The sequence below is a fragment of the Niallia sp. FSL M8-0099 genome, from assembly GCF_038006945.1.
Lineage (GTDB): Bacteria > Bacillota > Bacilli > Bacillales > Cytobacillaceae > Niallia > Niallia circulans.
The window spans coordinates 2,706,482-2,726,293 of the sequence record NZ_JBBOWF010000001.1 but is presented as its reverse complement, the minus strand read 5'-3'; the positions used below and the strand labels follow the sequence as shown (position 1 = coordinate 2,726,293).

General features: G+C 35.0%; 17 protein-coding genes. 15 read left to right on the top strand and 2 right to left on the bottom strand.

The window, feature by feature from the left end; all coding sequences use genetic code 11:
- Positions 1-95: 95 nt before the first annotated feature.
- From NSQ92_RS13555 to NSQ92_RS13510, 10 genes are all read left to right on the top strand, one after another.
- On the top strand, positions 96-1,862 hold the full coding sequence (locus tag NSQ92_RS13555) for a cache domain-containing sensor histidine kinase (RefSeq protein ID WP_341152855.1): 1,767 nt from the start codon (positions 96-98) through the stop codon (positions 1,860-1,862).
- Positions 1,863-1,874: 12 nt separating this feature from the next.
- On the top strand, positions 1,875-3,329 hold the full coding sequence (locus NSQ92_RS13550; RefSeq protein WP_095320804.1) for a response regulator transcription factor: 1,455 nt from the start codon (positions 1,875-1,877) through the stop codon (positions 3,327-3,329).
- Positions 3,298-3,987, top strand: a complete 690-nt coding sequence (locus NSQ92_RS13545) for a DUF624 domain-containing protein (protein ID WP_235844477.1) — start codon at positions 3,298-3,300, stop codon at positions 3,985-3,987. The genes NSQ92_RS13550 and NSQ92_RS13545 overlap by 32 nt, the downstream gene beginning before the upstream one ends.
- The gene (locus NSQ92_RS13540) at positions 3,984-5,267 is read left to right on the top strand and encodes a hypothetical protein (RefSeq protein WP_095320805.1); all 1,284 of its coding nucleotides are present in this window, start codon (positions 3,984-3,986) and stop codon (positions 5,265-5,267) included. The genes NSQ92_RS13545 and NSQ92_RS13540 overlap by 4 nt, the downstream gene beginning before the upstream one ends.
- A gap of 290 nt (positions 5,268-5,557) precedes the next feature.
- The gene (locus tag NSQ92_RS13535; RefSeq protein ID WP_341152854.1) at positions 5,558-6,514 is read left to right on the top strand and encodes an ABC transporter permease; all 957 of its coding nucleotides are present in this window, start codon (positions 5,558-5,560) and stop codon (positions 6,512-6,514) included.
- 10 nt (positions 6,515-6,524) lie between these two features.
- Positions 6,525-7,439: a carbohydrate ABC transporter permease gene (locus NSQ92_RS13530; RefSeq protein WP_047941144.1), complete on the top strand. Its 915-nt coding sequence runs from the start codon at positions 6,525-6,527 to the stop codon at positions 7,437-7,439.
- A gap of 45 nt (positions 7,440-7,484) precedes the next feature.
- Positions 7,485-9,134: an ABC transporter substrate-binding protein gene (locus NSQ92_RS13525; RefSeq protein ID WP_047941143.1), complete on the top strand. Its 1,650-nt coding sequence runs from the start codon at positions 7,485-7,487 to the stop codon at positions 9,132-9,134.
- Positions 9,135-9,264: 130 nt separating this feature from the next.
- Positions 9,265-10,179, top strand: a complete 915-nt coding sequence (locus tag NSQ92_RS13520) for an ROK family protein (RefSeq protein WP_047941141.1) — start codon at positions 9,265-9,267, stop codon at positions 10,177-10,179.
- The gene (gene yicI, locus NSQ92_RS13515; protein ID WP_047941140.1) at positions 10,166-12,472 is read left to right on the top strand and encodes an alpha-xylosidase; all 2,307 of its coding nucleotides are present in this window, start codon (positions 10,166-10,168) and stop codon (positions 12,470-12,472) included. Before NSQ92_RS13520 ends, yicI begins: the two co-directional genes overlap by 14 nt.
- Positions 12,473-12,511: 39 nt before the next feature.
- Positions 12,512-13,975, top strand: a complete 1,464-nt coding sequence (locus NSQ92_RS13510) for a glycoside hydrolase family 1 protein (RefSeq protein ID WP_144545213.1) — start codon at positions 12,512-12,514, stop codon at positions 13,973-13,975.
- A 108-nt stretch (positions 13,976-14,083) separates the two neighbouring features.
- Here NSQ92_RS13510 and NSQ92_RS13505 read toward each other — a convergent pair whose 3' ends face one another.
- Both NSQ92_RS13505 and NSQ92_RS13500 read right to left on the bottom strand, forming a co-directional pair.
- Entirely contained in the window at positions 14,084-14,800 is a 717-nt protein-coding gene (locus tag NSQ92_RS13505; RefSeq protein WP_053215601.1) for a M23 family metallopeptidase, read from the bottom strand.
- A 67-nt stretch (positions 14,801-14,867) separates the two neighbouring features.
- Positions 14,868-16,253, bottom strand: coding sequence for an alkaline phosphatase (locus NSQ92_RS13500; protein WP_047941137.1), 1,386 nt, complete (start codon positions 16,251-16,253; stop codon positions 14,868-14,870).
- 227 nt (positions 16,254-16,480) lie between these two features.
- Here NSQ92_RS13500 and spoIIIAA point away from each other — a divergent pair, with 227 nt between their 5' ends.
- The 5 genes from spoIIIAA to spoIIIAE are packed head-to-tail and all read left to right on the top strand — an operon-like array spanning position 16,481 to position 19,807.
- The gene (gene spoIIIAA, locus NSQ92_RS13495; protein WP_047941136.1) at positions 16,481-17,407 is read left to right on the top strand and encodes a stage III sporulation protein AA; all 927 of its coding nucleotides are present in this window, start codon (positions 16,481-16,483) and stop codon (positions 17,405-17,407) included.
- A complete protein-coding gene (gene spoIIIAB / locus NSQ92_RS13490; RefSeq protein WP_047941135.1) occupies positions 17,408-17,923 on the top strand; it encodes a stage III sporulation protein SpoIIIAB in 516 nt (171 codons plus the stop codon). It begins immediately after the preceding gene.
- A 17-nt stretch (positions 17,924-17,940) separates the two neighbouring features.
- Entirely contained in the window at positions 17,941-18,147 is a 207-nt protein-coding gene (gene spoIIIAC, locus NSQ92_RS13485; protein ID WP_016204918.1) for a stage III sporulation protein AC, read from the top strand.
- 8 nt (positions 18,148-18,155) lie between these two features.
- A complete protein-coding gene (spoIIIAD, locus tag NSQ92_RS13480; RefSeq protein ID WP_047941134.1) occupies positions 18,156-18,551 on the top strand; it encodes a stage III sporulation protein AD in 396 nt (131 codons plus the stop codon).
- 23 nt (positions 18,552-18,574) lie between these two features.
- Positions 18,575-19,807 (top strand): stage III sporulation protein AE, encoded by a 1,233-nt coding sequence (gene spoIIIAE / locus NSQ92_RS13475; RefSeq protein ID WP_047941133.1) that lies wholly within the window; start codon positions 18,575-18,577, stop codon positions 19,805-19,807.
- Positions 19,808-19,812 lie beyond the last annotated feature (5 nt).

Sequence of the window (19,812 nt, the reverse complement as noted above, 5' to 3'; positions counted from 1 at the left end):
GCGATAAGTTGTGATGTGCAGTCCAATAACGAATAAGACATGGATATCGTCTTCTCCTAAAAAATAGTGTTGTCTAAGTAAAGAGGCGATAAAAGATGCATAGTAAATTTATACCTATAAAAAAAAGATTGATGCTAATGTTCTTAAGTGTAGTTATCCCAATATTTATTGTAGGTATTTATTTAACAATAAATATAAGGCAGGATATGATCGAGTCTCGAGAAAGAGATATACTGGTTGAAACCGAAAGAGTAAGGAAGGGGTTAGAAGATAATTTCACTTCCATTATCCAAATATCAGATTGGATATATCAGGATGAAGGCTTGGAAGAGCTAGTAACAAAAAGGTATGCCAATCCTAAGGAAATGATTGAAGGGTATAATGAATTCACTTTATTTGATTATTTTCTTAGGTATCATAGTAATTTAGCCAATATTCGATTTTTTGTAGATAATAAATCATTTATGACCAATTCGAACTTCGTTTTTGCAGATGAACAAATAAAAGAGACGGAGTGGTATGAAATGGCTCTACAGGGAAAAGGAAAGATTTATTGGTACAATTTAGTAGATCCAGTAACAGAGAAACCTTTTTTGGCATTAGTCAGAAGCGTATATAACTTGGAAAATCAGTTTCTTGGTGTTCTTGCCATTTATGTAGATGAGTTATTGTTAATGGATATATTAAATTCAGCAACAATTGATAACGCATTACTATTAGACAAAAAGCTAACGAATTTTCAATATACGAACCATACACCAAAAAAATACTTAACAAAACAATTGCAAAACAAAATGAAAAATCATCCAATAAATGTTGGGGATACTTATTCCATTGAAATGAAAGACACAAAACCATTTATATTTTATGGGCAGATGTTAGATTTGCCTAAGTCCATTACGAATCATTTTCAAGTAGTGACAGTAATGAATAATCAAGAAATATTGAACGAAGTAAATAAAATAATGATAAAGAGCTATACAATTATCGGTCTTGTTATGTTACTAGTATTATTTGTTATTAAAAGATATACGAGTTCCATGGATAGAAGGATATTACAATTAAAAGATTCTATGCATAAAGTGGCAAACGGTGATTTTGATATTCCGATAACGATTGATGGCAATGATGAAATAAGAGATATCTATAATCAGCTCTATACAACAATGGAAAGCTTAAGAGAATTATTACATAAAAATTATCAGCATCAATTACAAGAAAAAAACTGGCAGCTGCAGCAGAAGGAATCGGAATTTAAATTATTGGCGAGCCAAATTAATCCACATTTTCTTTATAATACATTAGAAATGATAAGGATGAGAGCATTAAAGAATAAGGATAAAGAAGTATCAGAAAGTGTAAAAATTTTAAGCAAACTTTTAAGAAGATCCCTTGAAAATAATCAGCTGAAATATGTGAAATTAAGTGAGGAAATTGATTTTTTACTGCTATATCTGCGAATTCAGCAGCTTCGCTTCGGAAATAGAATAAGATATGAAATTACATCAGATGTAAATACAGCACAATATCATATTCTTCCCCTTATCTTGCAGCCTATTGTTGAAAATGCATTTGTGCATGGGATTGAAGAAAAAGTAGAAAGTGGGCTTATTCTAATAAATATTGTGCAAATGGAAGAAGCTATTCATATTTTTATTCAAGATGATGGCAAAGGCATACCGAAAGAAAAATTAATCGAAATTCAACAAATATTACATAAAGAGAAAATAGGAAACCGTATTGGCTTGAATAATGTGAATGAAAGAATAAAAAGAATGTATGGAAAAAAATACGGACTAACAATAACTAGTACAGAAGGGAAGGGAACGATTGTAAAAGTTACCATCCCAATAAAAGCATAGGGGGCGTAAATAATGAAAAAAGTACTAATTGTTGATGACGAGCCGGTAATTAGAGAGGGGCTGCCTTATATTATTGATTGGCAGGAATATGGATTTGAAATTGTTGGTTCTGCCCAAAATGGGAAAGAAGGAATAAAACTAATTAAAGAATACCATCCTGATTTAGTAATAACAGATATACGAATGCCTGAGATGGACGGGTTAGAAATGATACAGACTGCCCAAAAAAGAGGAGAAACTTTTTATTCTATTATTCTATCAGGATATTCAGAATTTACTTACGCTCAAAAAGCCATTCGCTTAGGAACAGTATCTTATTTGTTAAAACCAATAGATGAAGATGAATTAACAGATATATTGTTAGGGATACGAAAAAAAGTAGATAAACAGAAAGAGACGAATAATGATATCTACAATGTTCTAAGGAAAAATATTTTTGAAGGGGATTTTACACCCTGTACACAAGAATATAGGTTGGCTTGTTTAATACGTTTTTCAAACCAATCCATAGCAAGGGAATTTCAGACAAGAATAAGGGAGAATAAAAACGTTCTTTGTTATTTATTAACACACGATGATTATACGTATATATTGACACTAATTTTAGATGATTTTGATTTAAATACCTTGGAAAGGGAACTGCTGTCTATAGCTAGTCAAGAAGGGGAAGTTATACTTCAGTCTTCATGGCAAAATAAAAGCAGCCATTTGAAACAGCTATATAAAGAGATAAGAAAGTTAAAAGATATTACCTTTTCTTATGCTAACTTAGGTCTTATTTCAAATGAAAGAATAAAAAGTTTACAAGCCAAAACTCATTTTACAGGAAATATAACAGAGCAGCTGTTAAAGGATATTTTGTATGAGGGAGATCTTGCAAATTCTCTTTTTAAATATAAGGAAAACTTCCGTTATCATTCACTACATGAAAATGAAATCAAATGGAATGTCAGTAAGGAGTTCCAAAGTGTTGTAAATAACGTGATAGATACTATTAATCCAACAGATAGAGAGCGCTTGCAGGAAGTGGTAAATACTGCTGAAAAGAGTATCGCAAGAAGTAGAACGATGGAACAGTTAATGAAGGAAATGGAAAATAGTTATCGAGTGTTGCAGCAAATTGTGAATGAAAGCTTTAATAGAATTAATACTATCCAAGAAATAGAAAGATATACACAAAAACACTACAAGGAAGATTTAAATCTTAAAATTATATCAGAGCACTTTAATTATAACAACGCTTACATCGGCAAAAAATTCAAAAAAGAAACTGGAAAAAGCTACTCTCAATATCTAGATGAAATACGGATGGGCAAAGCAAAACAACTACTAAAAGATTCTAATTTAATGATTTATGAGATTGCAGAAAGAACAGGTTATGCTAATTTGGACTATTTTTATAAAAAGTTTAAGCGACATTGTGGCATGTCACCAAATGAATACCGAAAATTACAAGGTAATGGGTGAAGCGATGAATAGTAGGAAGCTTTATCAAACTCTAAATTACATATCCACTTTCTTTCTTTTGAATCTATGTTTTGTATTCAGTAACATATTATTCTTTACTGCTTTATTGCTTTTTCCATTTTCCCTAGAAAATATTATGCTGTTTTATATATCGCTTCTTCCTATGGGAGCAAGTCTCACTGCCCTTTTCTCCACTAACGGCCGATTGTTAAGAGAAGGAAGTATCACTCCGGTAAAAGATTTTTTCATGGATTATAAAACAAATTTTAAACTCAGTTTTATTTATTGGTTTATACAGTTAACCATCCTTTTAATCTTATTTGTTGATTTTTTTTATATGCTACAAAAAAATAATTTAATACTGGCTTGTGTAGTTGCTATTCTTTTAGCAATTGTCTTTATCACCACAAGTATTGGTCTTAGTGTATTAAGCAGATTTGAAAGTAATATGAAAACATTATTAAAAGCAGGACCGTTTATATTGTTGCGATTTCCAGGAAAAGCATTCTTACACTTATCCACTTCTGTTATTCTAGTTGTCTTTTTTTACTATGTCCCCGCTGTATCCTTTTTATTTGCTTTTAGCCTGTTCGGCTTTATTTTAATGTATTATACAAATCCGGTGCTGTATCGGCTAGAGAAGGAGTTAAAAAAATGAAAAACAGTCCAAAAAACTATCTATATATTTTTATCCCTCTAGTAATGTTTCTGATGGCAAGCTGCAATCAAGAAAAAGAACATGCTTCGCCTATAAAAAGCAGCATAAGCTTAAAAAACATCGAGCAGGCAAGTGAGCTGCGTATTAAACAACAGGACAGTTCGATAAAACTAAGCAAAGAAGGAAGTTATTGGACTGTAAAGGAACAGACTTTCCAAGATGATATGGCAAATCAATTTGTTCTAGCTTTATCAAGTATGAGAGGAGATAAAGTGAAAGAGCAGAAGGAAATGGATTTATTAATCGAGGTGGCAGCAGATCAATCACAAATGAAGTTATATAAAAAGAAAAATCAATATTATTTAGTGAGACAAAACCAAACTTATCAGCTTTCTTATGTTCCAAACCTTGTGAAATTCTACTCACCGATAATTTTTTCAGAAAGGAAGGCATTTCCACTAGAAGCAGATCAGATAAAAAAGATTGAATTTCGAGGAAAGCAAGCTCACTATTCCTTGAGTAAACAAACTACTTATTCATCGGTCGAAAAAGCACCCTTTATAAGTGGATGGTTTCTTCATGACTATTATTCACACGATTATTCAGTGGAATACAAAAAAATGGATGAAATCTTGTCTACACTTACACATTTAAAAGTATCAGATCCATTAAAAGAAATCGATCAAAGTAAGCTGACCAATTGGAAGGAGATTATTATTCAAGAAGAGGGTAAGGAATATACTTTACAATTGCTAAAGGATGAAAATAATCAATACTATGCGACCGTTAATAAAGAAAAAAAGCTGTTTTTCGTTCCAAAAGGGCAAATTGAAAATTTAGTAAATCACCCTTTTTCTATTATCGATAAGTTTCTGTGCCTTATTATGGCAGATGCTTTGAACAAGTGGACAATTGAAGGCAAACAATCAGAGCAGATTACTGCTTTCCATCGACTTAATAGTAAGTCAGATAAAATTATTTCTTCCTTTCAATTAAATAATAGAAATATAGACGAAGCAGACTTTCGAAATTTATATCAATATATTGCTGTACTATCTGCAAATGAGGAATATAAAGGAGAGGCATTAGAAAATAACCCTTATTTGAAAATGACGTACGATTTTACATCTGACGGAAGCGAACATAGTCGAAAACTAGAATTTTATCCATTGAAAACTAATGATAGTATGTTCGCTATTAAAGAAAATGGCAATATTGATTTTGTTATCAAAAAAGACCAATTAGTAACGATGCTTAAGCAAGTAAATGAATTTGATTAATCGAATAATTAGATGGCTGAATTCCTTTATATAGGGCAGCTTAGAAATATATCCAAGAGGCAAATTTGAAGTAGTACTTCTAGAAGAGAAATTTGCCTGTTATCAAAGTGCTCATTCAATCATGAGCACTTTTGGTTTATTACTGTTTGAAAGTATATATCAATAGATTAAACGCTTTCAAAACACTATTTTTTACTACTTACTACACTAAGAATTACTATTAAAAATGAAAGCGTAACCAATTATACTTTATCTATAAAGAAGTTACTTTAGTTAGGGAGTGGGGAGAGATGGAGATAGCACCTCTTGTTAAGCAAGAAAAAAGGCCCCAAAAGGAGAAAAAGATCACCTGGAAAAAGCTGAAAGATCAAAAAGTACTTATCATGATGGCACTACCCTTGGTAATTTGGCTTATCGTATTTTGTTATGTACCTCTTTTTGGATGGATAATGGCTTTTCAAGATTATAAGCCTGCATTAGGAGTTCTAGGATCTCCATGGGTTGGACTTAAGCACTTTAAAGCACTGTTTGAGGACGAATTGTTTTATCGGGCATTAATTAATACTTTGGGAATGGGTGGATTAGGGATTGTTTTTGGAACCGCAAGTTCAATTGCTCTGGCTCTCTTATTAAATGAGCTCCGGTTCACAAGATTTAAGAAATTTACACAGACCGTATCATACCTTCCGCATTTTGTATCGTGGGTAATTGTAGCAAACATTGTAACTACCATGCTTTCAACTAATGGAGCATTGAATGAATTATTATTGGCCCTCCATATTATTGATAGCCCAATACAATTTATGAGTGATCCCAATAAGTTTTGGTATATTGTCACATTCTCTGACGTTTGGAAAGAAATGGGATGGAATGCAATTATTTATCTCGCAGCAATGGTGAGTATCGATAAAGAAATGTATGAAGCAGCTTGGGTAGATGGAGCAAGTCGGTTTAAACAAATGATCCACATTACACTTCCATCTATCAAACCTATTATCCTTATACTATTAATTTTGAGTATTGGCAACCTTATTAATATCGGATTTGAAAAACAAATGCTGCTTGGAAATAATATCGTAGCAGATAAAGCGCTTGTACTGGACAAGTATGCTCTTGATTACGGTATTGGTATGTTTAGATATTCCTATGGTACAGCAATAGGAATTTTTAAATCAGTCGTTAGTATTATTCTTATCTTTATATTTAATAATATTGCCAAAAAATCAGGGAATGGCGGACTTATGTAAGGAGGCTAATATGACAAATTTATTCAGGAAGAAAAAGAGCATAAATCGACCTACTGGCTTTGATGTAGTCATTGGATCAATAATGATCATCATCATTATCGCCACACTCTATCCATTTTTAAATGTTTTAGCTATTTCATTAAATGATTCAGTGGATACAGCTAAAGGTGGATTGCACATTTTGCCAAGGGAATTTACTTTTGCAAACTATATAGAAATCTTCAGCAATAATGATCAACTGCTGTTAGCCTTTACCAATTCTGTTTTAAGAACAGTCATTGGTACTATTGCAGGAGTTTTATGTACATGTGTCATGGCTTATGTCATTAGCCGAAAAGACTTCATCTTTCGAAAACATCTTACAACATTGCTGATTGTTACGATGTATGTCAGTGGCGGGCTAATCCCTGGATATATTTTAATTCGCAATTTAGGATTGATTAACAGTTTTGCTGTCTATATTATTCCAGCATTACTAAGTGCTTTTAATGTAATCGTTATAAGATCCTTTATTGATAGTTTACCAGATGCACTGGAAGAATCAGCAAAAATAGACGGAGCAAATGATTTTGTTATATTTTACAAGATTATTATGCCGTTATGCATTCCAGCGATTGCTACAATTGCTCTTTTTATCGCTGTTGGTCAATGGAATAGCTGGTTCGATACCTATTTGTATGCGAGGGGGAATGTTAATCTAACAACACTACAATATGAATTAATGAAGATTTTAGACAATGCTAGTGCACAATCAACGGGAAATGTCAGTAATTCAGCTATGGAGCAATTAAATGCAGGGAAAACTACTCCAGAATCTATTAAGATGGCAATCACTATTATTGCTACTGTACCTATATTGCTAGTATATCCATTTCTGCAAAAATATTTTGTTTCAGGATTAACATTAGGAGCAGTGAAAAATTAATCAGCTAGGTTAGCCTATTTTGCTTATTATTAGGAGGGATTTTTAATGAAATGGAAGAAAATCATAATGGCAGGTTCAGTGTTATCGGCAAGTCTGTTACTTGCAGCTTGTAATAATGCTGTTGATTCAGAAAAAGAGCAAGATGGAGACATTACAACCCTAACGTTTTTTAGTGCGGATTTAACGAAGGATGACAAATTTGATAATCCGGTTGCTAAAGAAATTACCAAAAAAACAGGGGTAAAGTTAGAAATTTCTCATCCGGTTGGTGGCGATACACAAGCAGTTCCTTTAATGATTGCAAGCGGCGATTATCCTGACTTAATTTTTGGCAAAGGCGATCTTAATAAATTAATTGATGCTGGAGCTGTTATCCCATTAGATGAACTGATTGAAGACAAGGGGGAAAATTTGAAAGCTCTGTATGGTGATCAACTAGTCCGCCTAAAGAACAATACAGAAGATCCGCAGATTTACCATGTGGGTACAGGCGGCATGACGAATACAGTATTAAATCCTAGCGGAACATTTAAAATACAATTAGAAGTATTAAAAGAATTAGGCTATCCAGAGATTAAAACTTTAGAAGATTACGAGAATGCTTTAAAAGCTTATAAAGAAAAGTATCCGCAAATCAATGGACAAGATACGATTGGCTTATCTTTATTAGGTAGTGACTGGAGATGGCTCATTACAGTAGGAAACCCAGCAGGATATGCATCTGGATATCAAGATGATGGGCAATGGCTGGTGGATGAAAGTACAGGCGAGACAAGATATAAATTCCAAGATGAGAAAGTAAAAGAGTACTTTAAATGGCTCAACCATATGTATGATGAAGGATTAGTAGATCCAGAGAGTTTTACTCAAAAATATGACACATATATCGCAAAAATATCTTCGGGTCGTGTCATAGGTTTAGCGGATCAAAACTGGGATATAAATGATGGAATTGCGGCCCTTAAAGCAGACGGCCAGTCGTGGAGAACTTACGCACCACTTCCTGTGACATTGGAAGAAGGTATTTTACAGCCAGATACAAAAGACTATGGCTATACAGGTACGATTGGTGTTTCCATTTCCTCTACAAGTAAACAACAAGAAAAGGCTTTTGAATTTTTAGACTGGATGGCTTCAGAAGAAGCACAAATCTTAGTTAACTGGGGGATTGAAGGAGAAAACTATGAAATCAAGGATGGAAAACGTGTTGCTACCGATATTAAAGAATCGCAAACAGATCCTAATTATTCCCTTAAAACAGGAGTCGGGAACTATATTTACCCGTTTCCACAATGGGGAACAGGAGCAGTTGATTCCACTGGACAACCAATATCAAGGTCTGATACGAAAGAATTAGCCATGTCGAATTACACTGAGGAAGAAAAAGAGGTTATAAGTAGTTATGGTCATGAAGTGTGGGCAGACTTCTTCCCATCCCCAGATGAATTAGGACAGACAAAGCACGGTCGTGCTTTTGAAATAGCTATTCCAGCAAGCAGTGATTTGACAGTGATTCAACAAAAGGCAGACGACTACACAACACAAGCAATTACTGATATTATCATTTCCCCTCCAAGTGAGTTTGAACAGAAATGGTCAGAAATGCAAACAAAATTAAAAGAGATGGGGATTGATAAAGCTAGTTCGGATATGACTGGATTAGTAAAAGATCGCATGAAGTTATGGGAGAATTAAAGATTTACTTTTATGGGTGAAACATCTGAGGAAATAAAAACTATTTCTTCTTTAAACGACTCTGTTGGAACAAAGCAGAATAGTTTTTCCTATCTTTCTACTGTTTCATCCCTTTAAGGGGAGATTGGTAATGGCTGTCATAAGTTTTGATGTAGGTGGAACATATGTGAAATATGGATTGATCGAAGACTCTCACATTGTTCAAAAAGGAAAATTCAAAACAGATAAGGTTGACAAAGATAGTTTTCTATCTAGTTTGGCTGCAAAAATAGAAGAATTGAGCCTGTTAGCATCTATTAAAGGAATAGGTATAAGCTTTCCAGGGTTTATTGATACAGTAAATGGAGTTCCTATTCTTGCAGGCGCAATTACTTCTATAAATGGAGTAAATATAGTAAATGAAGTAAAGAGAAGATTAACAATGGATTGTCCAATCTATATAGAAAATGATGCGAATTGCGCCGCTATAGCAGAAAAGTATAATGGTGCAGCAATTGATAATAATGATTTTATTCTCTTAACACTTGGGACGGGAGTAGGCGGTGCGATTTACTATCAGAATCAAACAATAAAGGGTCACTCTTATCGAGCTGGTGAATTAGGTATGATGCTTACAGATTATGGGAAATATCCGAATAAAACACTTCATGAGTTAGCATCCACAAGTGCACTTATCAGCCTTTATAAAGAAAAATATAGACTTCCGCCTGAAGCGGAAATAACTGGTGAAGAAATATTTTCTCTAACAAATGATTACAAGGTAGAAGCGATAATTAGAGAGTGGAGTAAGTACGTTGCGGTAGCGATATTTAATTCTGTCGTTATTTTCAATCCCGAGAAGGTTCTAATTGGTGGCGGCATAAGTCAAAATCCTGCACTATATCCTTATATAAACGAGGCATTAAACTCCATACCTTACTGGCAAGATTTCATTATACCTGTTGAAATTTGTAAGCATTATAATGATTCGGGTTTATGGGGGGCTTATATTTTAGTAGAAAACCATTTAAAGCAAGGGGAGTGTGAAAGAAATGAAATTTCTTAACGGCGGATGGTTAGTTAAAGACGGTTTTGAAGTGAATTATGCTACACATGTGTATTCGACAAGACAATCAAAAAATATCTTAACTTTATATGCTCCTTTTTCCTATATAAATCATAAAGGGTCAACATTAGATGGCGGGATGATGACCATTGAACTATTCACTCCACATCCAGATATAATCGGTGTCAGAATGTACCATTATAAAGGAACAAAAAAACTTGAGCCGTGTTTTGTGATCAATAAAAAAGAAATTGTTCCAGATATTTCAGAATCGGAATCTGCATATTCTTTTGTTGCTGGGGATTTAAGTGCCGTTGTGACAAAGGGAGAAACCTTTACGATAACTTTTAAATATAAGGGACGAATCCTTACAGAAAGCAATCCAAGAAGTAAAGGATATATTAAAGATCCACAGGGAGATTCCCATATCAGTGAACAATTGTCTATTGGTGTAGGAGAAAACATTTATGGCTTAGGAGAACGGTTTACTAATTTTGTGAAAAACGGGCAAACAGTCGATATTTGGAATGCAGACGGAGGGACTGGTACGGAACAGGCATATAAAAATATTCCATTCTATGTAAGCAGCAATGGGTATGGTGTATTTGTGAATACTCCAGGGAAAGCTAGTTTTGAAATTGGAAGTGAAAAGGTGTCGAAGGTGCAATTTAGCGTACCTGGTGAAATGATGGAATATTATGTAATTGGGGGCGGAAATCTAAAGCAAGTATTAGAAAATTATACTGAATTGACAGGGAAACCATCAATGCCGCCCGCATGGTCCTTTGGTCTTTGGTTAAGTACTTCCTTTTTAACAGATTATGATGAAAAAACAGTTACTTCTTTTGTAGATGGAATGGCAGAGCATGATATTCCTTTAGAAGTTTTTCATTTTGATTGTTTATGGATGAAAGAATATGAATGGTGCAATTTTACTTGGGATCAAGATATCTTTCCAGAACCTGAAAAGATGTTAGCGAGGTTAAAAGCAAAAGGATTAAAAATCTGTGTTTGGATTAATCCGTATATTGGCCAAAAGTCACCTTTATTTGATGAAGGAATGGAAAAAGGCTACTTCTTAACAAAAGCTAATGGTGATATTTGGCAATGGGATAAGTGGCAAGCAGGAATGGCAATTGTGGATTTTACTAATCCTGCAGCAGTAAAGTGGTATCAGTCCCAGTTAACCTCTTTGCTTGATATGGGAGTCGACTCTTTTAAGACAGATTTTGGCGAACGTATTCCAATAGATTGCGTTTATTATGACGGATCTGATCCGGAAAGAATGCATAATTACTATGCCTATTTGTATAACGAAGTAGTTTATAACCTTTTAGTAGAGGTGCGCGGCAAAGAAGAAGCCGTAGTCTTTGCCAGGTCTGCATCCGTTGGTTCGCAAAAGTTTCCAGTACATTGGGGTGGGGATAGTACTTCTGATTATCCATCAATGGCTGAAACACTTCGGGCAGGGTTATCTTTTGGCCTTGGCGGTTTTGGTTATTGGAGTCATGATATCTCAGGATTTGAGGCAGGAGCAACGCCAGATATTTATAAAAGATGGACGCAGTTTGGCCTATTATCTTCCCATAGCCGCTATCACGGAAGCTGGGAGTATAAAGTGCCTTGGATGTATGGAGAAGAGGCAGTGGAGGTTACACGCACCTTTACAAAATTGAAACTGAGTTTAATGCCATATTTAATTGCTCAATCTGTATATACTGCAGAAAAAGGGATACCTATGATGAGACCAATGGTTTTAGAGTTCCCACATGATATTTCTACTCATACTTTAGATCGTCAATACATGCTCGGAGATAATCTATTAGTAGCACCAATTTTTAGAGAAGACGGCAAAGTTAATTTTTATGTACCAGAGACAAAAGGAGTTTGGACCAATTATTTAACAGGAGAATTATATGAGGGTGGTCATTGGTATGAGCAATCGTATGATTATTTTACGCTGCCGTTATTGGTCCGCCCAAATAGCATTATTATCGAAGGAAGCTGCAGGGAACATGCAGTATATGATTATACGGAAAAGCCGAAGATTCACGTATTTGATTTACATGAAAACCAACTCCTTTCAGCTGCGATATATAGCAAAGATGGAGAAAAACAAGCGAATGTCATGTTATCGAAAAAGCACGGGCAGTATGAAATAGAGGTTACTGGCATAAATAAATATGAAATTATTTTACATGGAGTAACGGATATTCCTCCAGCTCCAGAAGTGAAAGTAGAGAATAATTCCACCCGGATTGTTTCATCCAAACAAAAATGGACACTTGGCTAAACGAGTAGAAGGGTTAAGGAAAAGGAAGGGACAGAAGTTATGTACCATAAACAACTAGATGACTTTCCAGCCGATTTTCTATGGGGTGCTGCATCAGCTGCGTACCAAATTGAAGGTGCTTGGAATGTTGATGGGAAAGGGCCTTCTATCTGGGATACTTTCTCCAAAATAAAAGGAAAAACATATGAAGGAACAACTGGAGATGTAGCCGTCGATCATTATCATTTATATAAGGATGATGTGAGATTGATGGCAGAAATGGGTTTAAGGGCATATCGCTTTAGCGTTTCTTGGAGCAGAGTAATTCCAGATGGTGACGGTCGTGTGAATGAAGCAGGCTTATTATTTTATGAAAGATTAGTAGATGAGTTATTGGCTAATAAAATTGAGCCGGTTATCACTCTTTATCACTGGGATTTACCACAATCATTACAGGATCGCTTTAATGGCTGGGAGTCTCGAGAAACAATTAAAGCTTTTAAAAAATATTGTGAAGTGTTATATCGTAGATTGGGAAAAAAGGTTACTTATTGGGTATCCATGAATGAACAAAATGTTTTCACCACACTTGGTTACCGATGGGCCATACATCCACCTGGAGTTACCGATTTAAAAAGAATGTATGAAGCCAATCATATTATTAATCTTGCAAATGCGGAAGCAATTAAGTTATTTCATGAATTAGTGCCGAATGGAAAGATCGGACCAAGTTTTGGATATGGACCGATGTACCCTTTAAATGCAGATCCAGCTAATGTATTGGCAGCAGAAAATGGCGAGTCCTTTAACAATGATTGGTGGCTAGATGTATATTGTAAAGGGACTTATCCAAGGTTTGTGAGGAAACAACTAGTGAGACTTGGAATTGCTCCCACGGTTTTGGAAGAAGATGAAATTTTATTAAAATCTGCTAAACCAGACTTTTTAGGTATTAATTATTACCATGGTGGCACAGCACAGCAGAATCGATTGGAGCTTTCTGACAAGGATTGTGAAAAAGAATTTTTAGGAACTGATCCATATTTAATGCAGCCTAAAAGCGGTCAAGCAGTGACTCCAGAGATTCCGATGTTTAATGCAGTCGAAAATCCATATTTGCAAAAGACAGATTGGGGATGGGAAATAGATCCAATTGGTTTTCGAATAGCATTAAGAAGAGTTCAAGCAAGATATGATTTACCAATTTTTATTACAGAAAATGGCTTAGGTGCTATTGATACAATTGCTGAGAATGGACAAATAAAGGATTATTACCGTATTGATTATTTAAAGAATCATATATTAGAAATGAAAAAAGCAATAACAGATGGAGTGGACATTATCGGATATTGCGCATGGTCTTTTACTGATCTGTTAAGTTGGTTGAATGGATATAAAAAACGTTACGGTTTTGTTTATGTAAATAGAACGGAGCATGAAGAAAAGGATTTAAGAAGGATACCGAAAGAAAGCTATTATTGGTATAAACAGCTTATTTTAGAAAATGGTGTGTCGATTAAATAGCGGAAAGCAACACCCTGTTTCAAAGAAGTTAATAAATAAACCCAACTCAGTCTTTTATTTCCAAAAAATAAGAGTTTGTCTACAGTCTAAGAGTAGGATAAATATAATTTATCCTACTCTTAGTTTTTGGCCAGGGTAAATTTTGTCTACATTTTTCAATTGATTCCATTCCTTTATTTTTCCTGCACTTGTATGAAAATTTTTTGCTATTCGACTGACTGTATCTCCTTTTTTGACCACATAATAGACAGCCTTTTGGGAAGGTATTTTGATTTTTTGTCCGACTTTGATGATATCTTGGTTTTCTATCTGGTTAAAAGCACGTAGAACTTTAATCGTTGTCTTATATTTTCTGCTAATTTGATACAGGGTATCCCCTTTTTTCACAATATATTCTGTATTATGTGAAGGGATTGTATTAGAATCTAATTCAAAATATGGTAATGGATTAACTGCGTTAGATTTATTGATATTCCAACGACCAATGTGTAATTCAAAGTGCAAATGCTGACCTGTTGATTCTCCTGTACTTCCCATAATGCCAATAACTTGTCCTTTTTTTACATAATCGCCAACCTTCACTTTTCGAGATCCTCTTTTCAAATGCGCATACACTGTTTCATATTCTTGTCCAGATATTTTATGAAGAATCATAATGCATTCTCCGTAACTTGCCGAGTAATAGGATCTGCTGACAATCCCGTCAGCACAAGCTTTAATTGCATTGATGCCATTGTGGGCAAAATCTATCCCAAAGTGCATGTTTTTACCAGTTGCACGAAATTCGTTTGATATATATGTCACGGAAGTTGGTTTAGAAAACATATCATATCACCTCATGATAGCATATGACGAAGTGGTTATAATTGGTTGGACTTTCCCTTTTTATTTCTTAGAAGGCATATCCCATAATCTCAGCAATTTTTCTGGGGATATCGGTGTTATCTAAAACACCATGAAATTCTTCTGCTCCTGTCCCAACTGCAAATACAACAATCATATTGCTTGTATGGCCGCCTGTTGAACTAAGCTGCTGGGTGAGTGGATGTACTATGCCTGCATGATAATGGTTCGCGATAATAGTGCCAATTTTCCAGTCCATTTGTTGTTCTCGATATACTTGTCCGTTATTTACTTTCGGATTTATTTGCAGCTGAAGCAGCTCATCTTTCCTGAGGTCTATTCCAGCATAGTCTTTAAAAACTTTCTTTATGCTTTTTGTCGTATAGCCATTTTTTGTTTTTTTCTTTATTAATTGCTGAGCCATATAATGAGGGGACGCTGAAACCTTTTTTAAACCACTAATATCTAACGCTTCTGTAGCAGATATGCCCATTGTTTCGTGATCTGCTGCAACAACAACCAATGTATCGTTTCTTTTATTCGCCCATTCCACACAGTACTTAACCACTTCATCAAATGCAACTGTTTCTTTCCATATACCAGTTATATCAGAAGCATGAGAGGCGTGATCTATTCGACCTCCTTCAATCATTGCAAAAAATCCTTTTTGTTCACTTGATAGCACGTCTAATGCCTTTTTCGTCATTTCTTCCAATGTTGGTTCAGTTGTTTTGATATGACTTCTATCAAGTTGAAAATTCAAATGAGCATCACCGAATAATCCAAGCCATTTTTGGGCATTCGTTTTTTCTAATTCCTCAGCGGTTGTTAGAAAATCATATCCAGCTTTTTTATAAGCACCGATAAGATCAATTCCTCGTTTATCCTTATGCGTAAAGTACTTTTTGCCTCCTCCCATGATAATATCCACCTTATTATTCAATTGTTGTTTAGCAATTTCCTCCTGGTCTGCCCATCTATTATTGACGCTTGCGGTAAAGCTGGCAGGTGTTGCATCTGTAACAGAATTTGTCGTGATGATGGCCGTTTTTTTACCATCCTTTTTAAATTTGTCTAAAATACTATCTACATTTTTTCCTTCTGGTGTAATACCTATCATTCCATTATTTGTTTTCCTTCCTATTGCAAGGGCTGTTCCTCCAGCAGCAGAGTCTGTTACCCGATTATTGCTAGATGAAGTATGAACTATGGCAGTATAGGGAAGTGTTTCTAGAAAAAGTCTTCCATTTACTCCATGTTCAAATAATCGAGCAATCTCCATTTGTCCAATGCCCATACCATCACCGATGAGGAAAATAACATTTTTTGGTTTTCTCTGTTGTTCCTTGCTAAAAGCAGGCTTTTCTACCATTGTTTGCATGGAAAGAAAGAACCCTAAACTAATGGAAAGAAAGGCGATAAGTAGTCTTTTCAAGTCTTTTCCCCTCCTTTATTTTTTGCTTTTAATCCTATATAGCATTTGAAAAAAAACTAATTTTTAACCACTTGTAACTAAATGTCGCTTTTTTTCTGAAAAAAAATGAATTAATGAAGTGATGACATAAAAAAAGAAGACAAGCATACATTTTAATAAGTCATCCTATATATGTCATTACAAAGCAGCCAATTTAAACTAGGAAATTTCATTAAGGAGGAACTATTGTGAATACTATCTATTCTTTTTTGCCTAAAGCAATCGAAAATCATATTCTCACAATCCCTCCATCAGAAAGATTAGGGATGGAAGAGATTCGAGTTCGCATAGGTAGACCTTTAGAAGTATTTATAAGTGGACGTTCTATCTTTTTTCCATTTATTGTTTCGAAAGAGGATGGGAACCAATTATTGAATAAAATCAGTCAGTATTCGGTCTATACAATGGAAGAAGAATTGAAAAGAGGATATATCACTATTCAAGGTGGACATCGGATTGGACTAGCAGGCAAGGTCATTTTACAAGATAGCAAAGTTAAGGCAATAAGGGATGTAGCATCTTTTAATATTCGAATTGCAAAGGAGCAAATTGGCATTGCTAACCCATTTATTCCTTATTTATATGATAAAGGGAAATGGCGTCATACGATGATTATTGGCCCTCCACAGACCGGGAAAACGACTTTATTGAGGGATATTGCTAGATTGATTTCTTCTGATACGGAAAATACTTTGTTAAAACCAGCTAAAGTAGGAATTGTGGATGAGCGGTCTGAAATTGCCGGATGCTTGGATGGTATTCCACAAATGACATTTGGTCCCCGTGTAGATGTACTGGATGCTTGTCCAAAAGCAGAAGGAATGATGATGATGATTCGCTCCATGAGTCCAGACGTCCTCATAGTGGATGAGGTTGGTCGGAAAGAGGATGAAGAAGCAATACTAGAAGCAGTGAATGCAGGTATTCAATTAATAATGACTACACATGGTTCAAGCTTGGAAGAAGTAAAAAAACGACCATTGCTTTCTAGCATGATAAAAATGGGCATATTCGAACGATATATTGAATTAAATAGAAGGAAAGGTCCTGGGACTGTGACAGCGATAAAAAATGGACAAGGCCAGTTATTGATGGATGAAATGAAGGTGAAATAAATGATTAAAATAATTGGTGCAATCTTGATCCTTGCTTCTACAAGCTGGGGTGGAATGGAATTTTCCAAGCTATTAAGTCAAAGACCAAAGCAAATTCGCGCTTTAAAATCTGCTCTGCAATCTTTAGAGGCGGAGATTATGTATGGACATACCCCCTTGCATGAAGCGAGTAGACGATTAGCTGAACAATTAAGTGAACCATTACGTTCCTTTTTTGCGAGCTTTGCAGAACGCCTGCTTAAAGAGGATACAACAGTGAAAGAGGCATGGACAGCCTCTTTGCATGAGATTTGGAAAAAAACAGCGATGAAGGATTCAGAATTAGAAATTATGAAACAATTTGGAGAAACATTAGGAAGACATGATCGTTTTTCCCAGCAGAAGCAGATTATGTTAACACTTACCCATCTGGAAAGAGAAGAAGAGGAAGCAAGGGAAATACAAGGGAAATATGAAAAAATGATAAGGAGCTTAGGATTTCTTTCGGGTCTGCTGATTGTCATTTTATTGATGTAGTTTAGGAGGAGACTTTTATGGGTTTAGAGGTCGATATTATATTCAAAATCGCTGGTGTTGGAATCGTTGTTGCTTTTTTACACACAATCCTCGACCAAGTCGGCAAAAAAGAATATGCACAGTGGGTTACATTATTTGGATTTATTTACATTCTATTTATGGTAGCGAATATTGTAAATGACTTATTCCAGAAAATCAAAGCAGTATTTTTATTCCAAGGGTAAAGGAGGATATCATCATTGAAATTCTTCAAATAGTTGGAATTGCACTTGTTTCCACATTTTTAGCACTCGTTGTAAAAGAACAAAAGCCAAATATCGCCTTTTTATTAGTTGTTTTTGTCGGCTGTGCCATCTTTCTTTTTCTTGTAGACCAAATAGCTGCAATCATCCAAATGGTGGAAAGGATCGCATTGAATGCAAAAGTAAATACCGTTTATGTCGAAACGATTCTAAAAATAATTGGTATTGCCTATATTGCAGAATTTGCTGTGCAAATTACAAAAGATGCGGGACAAGGATCAATCGCATCCAAGATTGAACTAGCAGGGAAGATATTGATATTGGCAATGGCTGTTCCGATCTTAACCGTCTTAGTTGAAACTATTTTAAATATGATTCCCAATTAACTTAGGAAACCGCTTATTTCGAGGTGAAAAAATTGAAAACAAAGCTGAAAGTCGTCCTACTCGTTATGGCAGCTCTCTTTTTTCTATATCAACCGATTGTACAAGCCTCACCTCATGAATCACCAGACTCTCAAGAAGCAGAAGAAATAAAGGAAGAAGGAATGGATCCGACAAAATTAGTTGAATCTCAACTAGAATCTCTGGATCTCAATGAATTAACAACTTTTTGGGATTCCATTAAAACAGAGTATGGTGGTTTTCTCCCAGAAAGTCAAAAAGGCAGTCTATATGATTTTATGACAGGGAATAAAAACTTTGATTTACAAGGGTTCTTCCATGGAATGCTTCAATTTGCTTTCCACGAGATTATTGTAAATGGCAAATTATTAGGTTCGTTAATTCTACTGACTATTTTTAGTGTCATGCTTCAAATGCTTCAGAATTCATTTGAGAAAAGCTCCATCAGTAAGGTGGCATATGCGATTGTCTTTATGGTTTTAATTATTCTGGCATTAAATAGCTTCCATGTCGCTATCACTTATGCCAGTGATGCTATTTCGAATATGACTCATTTTATATTAGCCTTTGTCCCGCTATTGCTGGCGCTTATGGCAGCCTCTGGCGGTGCCATATCTGCTGCATTCTTCCATCCGGTTATATTATTTTTGATGAATACAAGCGGTATGTTAATTGAATATATTGTGCTGCCTTTATTATTCTTATCAACGCTGCTTCATGTTGTCAGCAGTTTGTCCGAACAATATAAAGTTACTCAGCTAGCTAATTTGCTGCGTAATATTAGTATTGGGATTCTAGGGATTTTCTTAACTATCTTCCTAGGAGTAATTTCTGTGCAAGGAGCATCTTCTGCAATCACGGATGGAATTACAATCAAAACAGCTAAGTTTGTAACTGGTAATTTCATCCCGGTGATTGGACGAATGTTTACCGATGCAACAGATACAGTCATTAATGCTTCGTTATTATTAAAAAACACGGTTGGAATCGCAGGAGTAGTTATTCTCCTTCTTCTCGTAGCTTTTCCAGCCATAAAAATTTTAATGATTTCTTTTATCTATAAATTTGCAGCAGCGATTCTACAGCCAATTGGCGGCGGGCCTGTTATTAAATGTTTGGATGTTATTAGTAAAAGTGTCATTTATGTCTTTGCGGCACTTGCGATTGTATCCCTGATGTTTTTTCTAAGCATTACAGTGATCATTGTTGCTAGTAATCTAACGATGATGGTTAGGTAAAAAGG